The organism is Pseudomonas sp. B21-032 (assembly GCF_024748965.1).
Lineage (GTDB): Bacteria > Pseudomonadota > Gammaproteobacteria > Pseudomonadales > Pseudomonadaceae > Aquipseudomonas.
In genome coordinates, this window is sequence record NZ_CP087180.1 from 135,083 (window position 1) to 145,659 (window position 10,577).

Annotated in this window: 8 protein-coding genes; 2 read left to right on the top strand and 6 right to left on the bottom strand. The window is 63.3% G+C overall.

The annotated features are described in order from the left end of the window. The 5 genes from LOY54_RS00645 to LOY54_RS00665 all read right to left on the bottom strand — a co-directional run bounded on the left by LOY54_RS00645 (window position 1) and on the right by LOY54_RS00665 (window position 7,149). On the bottom strand, window positions 1-3,447 hold the full coding sequence (locus LOY54_RS00645) for a non-ribosomal peptide synthetase (RefSeq protein ID WP_258608771.1): 3,447 nt from the start codon (window positions 3,445-3,447) through the stop codon (window positions 1-3). Continuing rightward, window positions 3,444-4,391 carry a diiron oxygenase gene (locus LOY54_RS00650; protein WP_258608772.1) on the bottom strand — a complete coding sequence of 316 codons (948 nt, stop codon included), beginning with the start codon at window positions 4,389-4,391 and terminating at the stop codon, window positions 3,444-3,446. The genes LOY54_RS00645 and LOY54_RS00650 overlap by 4 nt, the downstream gene beginning before the upstream one ends. After that, window positions 4,388-5,164 carry a DUF3050 domain-containing protein gene (locus tag LOY54_RS00655; protein WP_258608773.1) on the bottom strand — a complete coding sequence of 259 codons (777 nt, stop codon included), beginning with the start codon at window positions 5,162-5,164 and terminating at the stop codon, window positions 4,388-4,390. Before LOY54_RS00655 ends, LOY54_RS00650 begins: the two co-directional genes overlap by 4 nt. A gap of 627 nt (window positions 5,165-5,791) precedes the next feature. Then, window positions 5,792-6,379, bottom strand: a complete 588-nt coding sequence (locus LOY54_RS00660; protein ID WP_258608775.1) for a thioesterase domain-containing protein — start codon at window positions 6,377-6,379, stop codon at window positions 5,792-5,794. 77 nt (window positions 6,380-6,456) lie between these two features. After that, window positions 6,457-7,149, bottom strand: coding sequence for a GntR family transcriptional regulator (locus LOY54_RS00665; protein ID WP_213602778.1), 693 nt, complete (start codon window positions 7,147-7,149; stop codon window positions 6,457-6,459). Window positions 7,150-7,460: 311 nt separating this feature from the next. On the opposite strand from LOY54_RS00665, the gene lapG reads away from it, so the two are divergent. Together lapG and lapD are read left to right on the top strand one after the other, a co-directional pair. After that, the gene (gene lapG, locus LOY54_RS00670; protein WP_045197930.1) at window positions 7,461-8,153 is read left to right on the top strand and encodes a cysteine protease LapG; all 693 of its coding nucleotides are present in this window, start codon (window positions 7,461-7,463) and stop codon (window positions 8,151-8,153) included. A 10-nt stretch (window positions 8,154-8,163) separates the two neighbouring features. Then, window positions 8,164-10,110 (top strand): cyclic di-GMP receptor LapD, encoded by a 1,947-nt coding sequence (gene lapD / locus LOY54_RS00675; RefSeq protein ID WP_258608778.1) that lies wholly within the window; start codon window positions 8,164-8,166, stop codon window positions 10,108-10,110. A gap of 36 nt (window positions 10,111-10,146) precedes the next feature. Here the strand turns inward: lapD and LOY54_RS00680 are convergent, their stop codons facing one another. Beyond that, on the bottom strand, window positions 10,147-10,491 hold the full coding sequence (locus LOY54_RS00680) for a hypothetical protein (RefSeq protein WP_045197926.1): 345 nt from the start codon (window positions 10,489-10,491) through the stop codon (window positions 10,147-10,149). Between the last annotated feature and the right edge of the window lie 86 nt (window positions 10,492-10,577).

Here is a 10,577-nt window from a genome sequence, read left to right on the forward strand (position 1 = left end):
TCAGATGAAGGCGATGTCGTGCAGGTACTGGCAGCCGCGTTGCAGCAGCTGCGGGGTTTTGCGCGGGTAACGGGCGCCCATGCGCTGGACGCCGGCGCGGGCGTTGTCGTGCTGGATTCGCGAGATGTCGCCGATGTCTTCCTCAAAGCCGTCCAGGTAGAAACCCAGCACATCGAACAGGGCGTTGTCGCGGTCGACCCGCTGCAACTGCCGCTGCCACTGCTCAACGCTGACCAGCTCGAATGGCCTGCCGCTGTCGCGGAACACCGAGACGTAATCGCGCCAGCTCAAAGGCTCGGGGTTGTGCAGGTTGAACACCGCCCGTTCGGGCTGGTAGCGGCTGCTGTGGAAGGCGATGAAGCGGGCCAGAAAGTCCACCGGCATCAGGTCGAAGTTGAGCTCCAGCGCCGGCACCTGGCCGAGTTGCAGCGAGCCTTTGAGCATCAGCATCAACCGGTTGCGCTGGGGCTGGCAGATGCCATTGCGGCTGTCGAAGGTGATGTTGCCGGGGCGGTACAGGTTGACCCACACGCCCTGGGCGCGGGCGCGCTGAAGAATGCGCTCGCCCACCCATTTGCTCAGGTTGTAGCCGTTGCGGAGATAGATCGGCGGGGTGGTGGCCGGGTCTTGTTCGAGCACCTGGCCGTCGGCGTCGATGGCGCTGCACGCCGACAGGGTCGAGATGAAATTGAAGACCTTCTTGCGCCGGCCTTCGCACAGGCGCAGGCACTCGAACAGCGGTTCGACGTTGTCGGCGGCGAGGCTCTGGTAATCCAGTACATGGTTGACCTGCGCGGCGTTGTGCAACAGCGCGCCGTACTCGCTGTCGAGGTAGTTGTAGTCGACTTCGGCCAGGCCCAGGCGCGGCTGGCGCAGGTCGGCGGCGAAGACTTTCACCCGGCTCATGTCCAGCCCATGCAAGCCGTTCTCTACCAGCGCCGCGCTAAAGCGTTGCTCGGCTGACTGACTGGCGTTGGCGCGCACCAGGCAGGCCACTTCGCTGGCGCCCCATTGCAGCAGCGCTTCGACCAGGTGCACGCCAAGAAAGCTGTTGGCGCCGGTGACGATCACCTTGTGCACATCGCCCAGTTGCGCCACTGGCAGCACCTGCAAGCCCAGTTCGCGGCAGGCGTCGCGTTCAGCTTGCGGGTCGAGGCCAGGCAGCTGTGCCTGCTCACCGCTGACCAGGGTGGCCAGGCGTTGCACTGTCGGCATCTCGATAAAGCGGTTGATCGCAATGCCGCGGCCGAACTGTTCGCGAATGGCCAGCAACAGGCGCGACAGCAGGATCGAATGGCCACCGAGGCTGAAGAAGCTGGCGTCGGTGGAAATGTCCTGCTCGGGCAGTTCCAGCAGCGTGCTCCACAGGCCAACCAGCTGCGCTTCGACCGGGGTTAGCGGACCGAAGTGATGCCGGCTCGGCGCCAAACCCAGCGGCAGTGCCGCCAGCGCCTGGCGGTCAACTTTGCCGTTGGCGGTGTAGGGCATCTGCGCCAGTTGCTGATAGAAACCCGGGCGCATGTAGTCGGGCAGCCTTTGCTCGGCGTGCTGGCGCAGGGCCGCTTCGCTGTCATCACCGGTGGCTTGCGCGCAGAACGCCAGGATCCGCCGCTGGGCATCGATGATCACCGCCACCTGGCGGAACAGGCCGCTGCTGCGCAGGCAGTGCTCGATCTCTTCGGGCTCGACGCGAAAGCCGCGAATCTTCACCTGGTTGTCGCGCCGGCCACAAAGCTCGATACCCTCGGCCGTCCATTTGCCGATATCGCCGGTGCGATACACGCGCAACAGGCTGCTGTCGCCTGGGCTGAGGTTGAGGAAGCGCTCGTTGCTCAGGGCAGGATTGTTCAGATAGCCCAAGCCCACGCCCGGCCCTGCGATATACAACTCACCGGGGCAGTTTTCGATCACCGGTTGCAGGTTTTCGTCGAGGATCAGCACCCGCGTGTTGGCGATCGGGCAGCCCAGGTTGCGGTTGTTGTCGCCAGTGTTGAACACCCGGGTGGTGGCCAGTACCGTGGTCTCGGTCGGGCCATAGATGTTGTGCAGTTGGCACTGCCCGGCCAGGCGTGCAATCACCTCCGGTTCACAGACGTCGCCACCGGAGACCAGGTGCTTCAACTCCAGGGTTTGATCGCGCGGCAGGATGCTCAGCAGTGCCGGCGGCAGGAAGGCGTGGGTGACGTGCTGTTCGCGCATCAGCGCCAGCAATTGAGCCGGGTCGCGGCGCTGGTCTTGCGTGGGCACCACCAGTTCCCCGCCGGCGACCCAGGTGGGCAGGATGTCCAGCAGCGAGGCATCGAAGCCGATGGTCGAAAACTGCAATGCCCGGCTGTGCTCATCGAGTTGCACGTGAGCGCTGTACCAGGCCTGGAAGTGGCTGAGGTTACGCTGGCTGAGCAGCACGCCCTTGGGCTGGCCGGTGGTGCCCGAGGTGTAGATCGCCACGCACGGGGCGTCTGGCGCCGGTCGCTGGCGCAGTAATGACGGCAACGGCTGCGCCAACGCTGCGGGCAACTGGCGCAGGTCGAGGCTTTTCACAGCCAAGTCATCCACTGGGACTTGACCGTCATGCAGCAACAGGCTGGCGCCGGCGTTCTTGAGGATGTAATGCAGACGCTCGGCCGGGTGCGCAGGATCCAGCGGCAAGTACACCGCCCCATAGCCGAATACCGCGAGCAGGCTGGCGTAGAGCGCTGCGGACTTGCCCATGCAAATGCCGATCACTGGCGGGTCGGCGTCAATAGCCAAGACGGCCATCAGTTGCTGGATGGCGACCGCCTGGGCGTGCAGTTGGGCATAGCTGATGCGCTGGCCGTTGAGGTTCAGCGCCGGGCGTTCGGCATGAAGTTGCAGGCTCTGCTGCAGGCGCTCGATCAGCGCTACTTCGCCAGTTGCCAGCAATGGCAGGCTGTCGTGCTGGTTGTAGCGATGCAGCCAGGCCAGTTGCTCCAGCCAGCCAAGACCTTGTTGCTGGTCCTCCTGCCCGGGGCTAATGGCGGCTGCCTGCTGCAGGTAGTCGGGGTTTCGCGAGAAACGGCTGACGTGCAGCGCGAGGGTTTGCTGCAGGTTGTCGATGGTCTTCCGGCGCAGTTGCTGGCCATTGCCGGACACCTCCGCTGCCAGCGGCTGGCGCTCGATCAACCGCTGCGCGGTGGCTGTGCCGGTCCAGCACAACAGCTCAAGCGTCGGCAGTTCGCCAGCGCTGTGCAGGTACAGTCCCAGGCGCAGGCTCAACAACGCGCAGTCGCCAAGCCCCTGCCAATCGCTGGCATTCAGCGCCAGGCTGCCATCATCGATGAGCAGCTGTGGCTGGGGCCACGGGCGATGCTGCAAGGCTGCGGCGCTATCGGCCAGGTACAGCGCGTGCCCATGGTCGAGCAGTTCCTGGTGCAGTAGGGCCAATGCCGGGCTTGTGCCGATCAGACAGATTTGCAGGCGTCTCATGGCGCTCTCCTTGGTTCGGGCAGGTAATGCGCCAGGGCCTGTTGTACGCAAGGCGAATCGAGCATCGAGCTGGCGCGGAACAGGCGCAGGATGTTGCCCAGCAGCGGATGCCGGTGATCGATTGGGTAGGCCATCGCCGTTACCTCCTGGCGCAATGCTTGGCGCGCGGTCTCGCCGATCGACAGGTGCTCGATCAGGCTGAAATCGAAGGCTTTCTGGATGTCGTTGGTCAGGTACTGGGCGAGAAACACCGGGAGGATGTCGGCAATGCACCGGCGATCCGCCTCCGGCGCGCTGTGCCAGTAGATGCGTACCAACCGCGCCCAGAAGGTCGAGTGGCGCCCCTCGTCGAGCAGGTGGTCGGCCATCAACCCCTTGACCGAGGGCTTGACCGTGTCATCGCGGGCAAAGGCGGCGACGTCGTCCGTCAGGGTGTTCTCGGCAATACCCACGCAAATCAGCTCAAGGGCGTCGCGCAGATGTTCCGGTGCCAGCGCCAGGGCTGCGGGTATCGCCCGGCTCAACTCGATCTCCCGAGGCAGGGCAATCGGCTCGATGCCGGTCAGGGCGCTGGTCTGGTACATGAAGTCCATGGCCACCAGGGCGTGATAGTCCTCATCGACCACCACGGTCATGGCGTCATAGCGGCAGGCGAACGGAAAGCGAATGGCGAAGCGGTCCTTGGCGATCCGCCGGGCGGTGTGGTCGACGATCTCGGTCTCGAAAATCACCACGTCGTTGATGAACTTGTAGAGGCTCTGGGCCAGGGCGAAATCGCGCTGCTGCGGGCACTCGCGGACAAAGGTTTCGCTGAGCACCAGCGGCTGGCGGCTGAGCGGGTAGATCAGGCGCTGATCATCCTCGACCAGGCGTCGTGGCCGGGTGCGGATGGTCGCCCGGCTCTCCCAGGCCTCGGCACAGGAGGTGTAGTCGAGGGCGTTCATGCGCTGGTCTCCACGACGTTTTCGCGCATCGACAGGCGCAAGCGGTCCCACAGGGCAATGCGGCTGTCGACGGCGGCAATGGCGGCTTCGAGCACCTGGCGTTGTTGCACCGGGTCGCCTTTGACCAGCCTTGCCAGCAAGGCCTCGGCAGCCGGGCCGTGGTCTTCAGAATCGACCTCGATGTGCCGCTGCAGGTAGTAACGGAAGGTGGGCGCCTGTTCGCCGCTGATACCCCAGTCATCGAGGATGCGCTGGAACATGGTCGGGATGACGCTTTCGCGGCCATGCAGAAAGGCTGCAGCGACACCATGGGCCGGTGCGTCCAGGGCGGTTTCCAGCGTGTGGCAGACGAACTGTCGGGCTGCCTCGCTGGCGCCTGCACGCTGCAGGGCACTGGCGTAACCCACGCCTTCACGCTGCAGGCTGACGAAGCGCTCGATCGCCGCTGTGCTGGCGCCGACCTCGCGCATGGCGTCCAGATACAGTTCGAAATGACTGTAGTGGCCCTGGCCGGGGCGATCGTCGGACTCCTCGCCAAGAACGATCTCGTTGATCAGGCGGGCGGCGTGCGGGTCAAGCGGTGGCAACCAGGGCAGCTGGATGCAGGTCAGCTCCTGCTGCAGGCGCTTGGTCAGCGACATGAAATCCCAGACGGCGAAGACATGGGTTTCCATGAACCGTTGCAATACCGGCAAACAATCGATTTCAGTAAAGATCGGGTGTGCGGCAAGTTCGGCTTTGCGGGCGATAAGAAGCGAAGTCAATGTATTCATGGGGTTTCCTGATCACTGGCTAACATCCGGTTAATGTCTTTTCATTGGTGGCGGCGAAGTTTTCAGTGGTCGAGCAGGGGCCTCGACTGAATTATTCGATAGCAGCGCAATGGCAGACGTATCGATGCAGTTGGCATCGTTTTCTTCGGTGAACGGGCGCCTGGCGGTTGAGGTGGCCCGTGCCATTAAAAAGTTAGAACAACTTTTAAGTGCTCGGCAACAACTTTGTTAATTATATTTGCAGTGTTTATTTTTAAAGTGTGAGTGGGCGGGATAAAACTTTTATAGTTAGTTTTATTGGCATGTAAGTGCTCCTTCCGGCAACCAAGTGTCAGAATTGAAACTGCATGAGTGAATGCCTCACTCGGAGCACTGAAACAATAAAACTCGGACCTGGTTGACTCTTGAGGGCAGCTGATCGATATCGGTCCTTGCCCGGCGCGCGGCTCCTTCTACAGGTGTGCGATAAGCAGACGACCTGGCCCGCCTGAGGGCGATCAGCGGTCGCTGCGCGGGTAAGAGTGTGCCGAAAATGCAAGAGCCGCCATGGCTGGCTGAAACAGCAAGAGACAAATCAGCGGCGCGGGCGCGCCCTTGGAGGGCAGGGTATCCCTGCATTTGCAGGGCTCAGAGGCTGAGCAGGCCCAGGTGGGTGTTGATGATTTGAATCAGCCGCTGGTTGAGTTGCGGCGCATCGCCCGCGGCGTCGGGCAGTTCGATCAGCTCGATCTCCCGGCCGCTGTGGTCGTGCCAGCCGAGCATGCGCGGCAGCGATCCTGACGGATACAGCGCAGTGACCGGCACGCTGAGCCCGGCGGCCGCTTCGGCTGGGTCTGCCTGCGGGCTGTCGCTGGTGGCGACAAACAGGTGGCGGGTTTGCCCCGGGTGCAGTTGCTCGGTGTGCCGGGCCAGAGCCAGGGCCAATTGCGCCCCGGCACCCTGGCCGAACAGGGCGTGGGGTTTACGCAGGTACACCTGCAAGCGTTCGATCAGCGAGTCGATCAGGGTGGGGTTGCCGTGCAAGGGCAGTGAACGGACCGGGTCGCCGTAGGCCAGCACGTTGACGGTCACCAGTTCGATATGGTCGTTGAGCGCCACCGACCAGGCACGGTACTGGCTCAGATGATCCTGGCTGCAGGCAAGGCAGATCAGGCGGATCTGCGGCGGCTGGGCAGAGCCCGATACGGTTCTGCGCTGAAGTGTAGGAGCGTGCACTGCCTTTCCTTTCGCTCAAGGGGTGCCCCGAGCGCAATAGCTGCCAATGGCCGGGATTGCCGGCGATGGCGGTGGGTTCACTCTGCCGGTGGTCTGTTCAGGTAGGCCTTGATCGCTTTTGCCCCGTTGTTCAGGTGGCGCTCGAGAATCCTGATGGCATCTTCAACCGACTTGTCGTTTGCGGCGTCCACCAGCCCGATGTGATCGTCCTGGGTCAGCTTGCCCAGGCCCATCGATGACAGGTGGAAGCGCAGGAAGCGCTCTTCTTCGTTGAGCTCGTTTTCAATCAGGCGCAGCAGCTTCTGGTTCGGTGCCTTGCTGTACAGGCTCATGTGGAACAGGCGGTTGAGGCGCCCGATCTCGGCATGCCGGGTTTCGGTTTCAAGCTGGGTGATGTAGCTGCGCGCCCGGGCAATGTCGTCGGCATCGAGCAGCGGGATCGACTGGCGTAGTGCTTCGGACTCCAGAATGACCCGCAAGGCATAGGTATCGACGGCGTCTTCGCCGATCAATGGTGCAACCACCGCGCCCTTGTGCGCCACCACCTGCAACAGCGATTGCGCTTCGAGCTGGCGCAAGGCCTCGCGGACCGGCATGCGGCTGACACCGAACAAGGTTGCCAGCTCCTGTTGGCGCAAGGCCAGCCCAGGGGGCAGGCGGCCATCGAGGATGGCACTGCGCAGCCGCTCTTCAATCACGCTACGCGCCAGGTGTGGCGGCACTTGTTCGCCACCCAGGATTTCGCTCAGGGGTCTGGTTTTTCCGGCCACGCTGTTTTTGCCTGAAGTCGAAGTGAAATAATTGGATCCAATATCCAGCAACACTAGTTAGGGGAGGGATACTTGTCAAATAGCGGCGTTCGCCAACCCTTATTTATTAAGTAAACAGCAATCAACGGCCGCGCGCTTGCTATCGTGAAGGAAGTTTTTGTTCAAGGGAAGCCGGGTTGCAGCCCTCGCCAGACAGGGGGTTGCCCGTGGTCAACGGATTGCTGGCGCAATGATTGTAAGGTGCCATTGTTTTTTCCGGGTCGAGGCCGCACCATCGGCGTTTTTCCACAGGTCTGCGCGGATTATTCGCATTGGCGATACGTTGGGCTGTTCAATTGACCCTGCGCCGGCTCGGCCTGGCCGTGGTGCTCGGCTGCCTGTTACTGGGCGGCCTGCACGCGGATTGGGACTTCTCCCAGATCAGCCGCCGTGCCCAGTCGTTGTATGGCCCGCTGGGGCCTGGCCAGGGCCGCATTGATGCCTGGCAGAACCTGCTGGCGACCCAGAAGCAGGGCAGCGAGGCCGAACGCCTGAAAGTGGTCAACCAGTTCTTCAACCAGCAGCTGCGGTATGTCGAAGACATCGACCTGTGGCGCGAAGTGGACTACTGGGCAACCCCGGTACAGTCACTGATCAAGGGCGCCGGTGACTGCGAAGACTATGCTATCGCCAAGTACTTCAGCCTGCGGCGCCTCGGGGTTCCGGCAGAAAAACTGCGCATTACCTACGTCAAGGCCCTGCGCCAGAACCGCGCGCACATGGTCCTGACCTATTATTCAAGCCCGGAGGCCATGCCGTTGGTACTCGACAGCCTGATCGATGCGATCAAGCCCGCCAGCCAGCGTCCTGACCTGCTGCCGGTGTATTCCTTCAACGGTGAAGGCCTGTGGCTGACCGGTGCGGGTGGTAACAAGAAGGTCGGCGACACCAAGCGCTTGTCGCGCTGGCAGGATCTATTGAAGAAGATGCAGGCCGAAGGCTTCCCCGCCGAGCCGGCTTACTGAAGGAGCACAGATGTCACTGTTCAAACAATTGCTGCTTGCCATCTGCCTGTTCCTGGTAGTCGCCTTCAGCGGCAGCTTCATGGTCAGCCTGGAGAGCTCACGCAGCCAGTACGTCAACCAGTTGCGCTCCCATGCCCAGGACGCCGCCACGGCGCTGGCGCTGTCGCTGACGCCGAACATCGACGACCCGGCGATGGTCGAGCTGATGGTCAGCTCGATCTTCGACAGTGGTTACTATTCGAGCATCAAGGTCATCGACACGGCGTCCAACGCCCTGCTGGTCGAGCGCCACGCCGAACCCGACCCCAACGGTGTGCCGGCCTGGTTCATCCGCCTGATCGGCCTGGAGGCGGCCGGTGGCGATGCCATCGTCAGCCGCGGCTGGCAGCAGGCGGCGCGGGTCGAGGTGGTCAGCCATCCGATGTTCGCCCTGGCCAAGCTCTGGCAGAGCGCGTTGGGCAGCCTCGGCTGGCTGTTGCTGTGTGGCGCCCTGAGTGCGGTGCTTGGCGCCTTGCTGCTGCGTCGCCAGCTCAAGCCGCTGGACTACATGGTGGCGCAGTCCCACGCCATTGCCCGGCGTGAGTTCCTCAGCCTGCCGGATTTGCCGCGTACCCCTGAGCTGCGCCGGGTTGTGCAGGCCATGAACCAGATGGTCGAAAAGCTCAAGGCGCTTTTCCAGGAGCAGGCCGAGCGCAGTGAAAAGCTGCGGGTCGAGTCGTATCAGGACAGCCTCACCGGCCTTGCCAACCGCCGCTATTTCGAGATGCAGCTCAACGCCTTGGTCAGCAACCTCGAAGAGGCGCGCCCGGGCTACCTGCTGTTGCTGCGGGTCAAGGACCTGGCCGGGCTCAACCAGCGCCTGGGCGGCCAGCGAACCGACCAGTTGCTACAGGCGGTCGGCCAGCAACTGCAACGCACTTGCGCCAACTACCCGGAAACCAACAACCTGATCACCCGCAGCCGCGGCGGCGAATTTGCCGTGCTGGCGCCGGGGCTGGTGCACGAAGAGGCGATCCAGCTGGCCCAGGCCCTGGAAGTGACCCTGCAGAGCCTGGCCGACACCGGCGCCAGCGATGTCACCCCGGTTGCCTGCATCGGCATGGCGCCCTACAGCCCGGGCGACGATCCGCAGGCCTTGCTCAAGCTCGCCGACGAGGCCCTGGCCCGCGCCGAGAGCCAGCTGGAGCCGGGCTGGGTGTGCCTGGAGCAAGGCACCGCGCCGCAAGCCGCCGATACCCACCACGCCTGGCATTCCTTGCTGGATGAAGCACTGCAGCAAGGGCGTTTCCAGTTGTTTTTCCAGCCGGTAGTGGCCTGTGGAGCGCCGGAGCGCGTGTTGCATTACAAGGTCATTTCGCGGGTGCTCGATACCCAGGGCCAGGCCATTGCCGCCGGGCGCTTCCTGCCGTGGCTGGAGCGTTTTGGCTGGTCGGCGCGGCTCGATGTGCTGATGCTTGAGCAAGTGCTCAAGCACATGCACAGCCACAAGGAAGCCCTGGCGCTGAACCTGTCGGCCGCAACCCTGGCTGACCCCAAGGCATTGCAGCGGGTCTATGACTTGCTCGGCCAGAACGCGGTGCTCGGCCCGCGCCTGACCCTGGAGATCGGCGAAGAGCAACTGCCGGAACAGGCCGTGCTCGAGCAACTCACCCGGCGCCTGCGGGCCCTGGGCTTCAGCCTCAGCCTGCAGCGCTTTGGTGGGCGCTTCAGCATGATCGGCAACCTGGCGCACCTGGGCCTGGCCTACCTCAAGATCGATGGCAGTTACATTCGCGCCATCGACCACGAACGGCACAAGCGCCTGTTCATTGAAGCGATCCAGCGCGCAGCGCACAGCATCGACTTGCCGCTGATCGCCGAGCGGGTCGAGACTGAAGGTGAGCTCAAGGTATTGCGCGAGATGGGTATTCAGGGGGTTCAAGGGCGCCTGGTCGGCGAGCCGGCACCCTGGCGTTGAAGCAGGACGTGCAGGCCCGCAACGGGCCTGCAGCGGTCAGATCAGGCCGCCGTTTTCTTCACTGTCGTCGATCAGATTGGTCAGCCCGCCCAGCACCTGGCGGGCATTGGAGCGGCTGAGCAGTTTGGCCTGGGCGCCGGGCGGCAGGTCGGTGATGCTGATCACGCCTTTGGTGGTCAGCACTTCGATCAAGTCCTCAAGCACCCGGATCATGTCCAGGTCGCTCTGTTTGAGCTGCTTGAGGCTGTTCTCGACCACGTCGTCGGCAAACCACTCCTGGACCTCGGCATGGTCGGCCGGGAGCATCTCCGTGTATTCGGCGTAGGGTGCGGCCTCTACCCGGACCAGTTGGCCCTGTGCATCGCGTTGCACGTAGAACATGGGGTATCCCTCTGAATGTCAGTCCGTATCCGCAGTCAGCAGCATAGGCCAAGCTGGCCGGGCGTCTAGCCCCGGCGAGCGAGTAT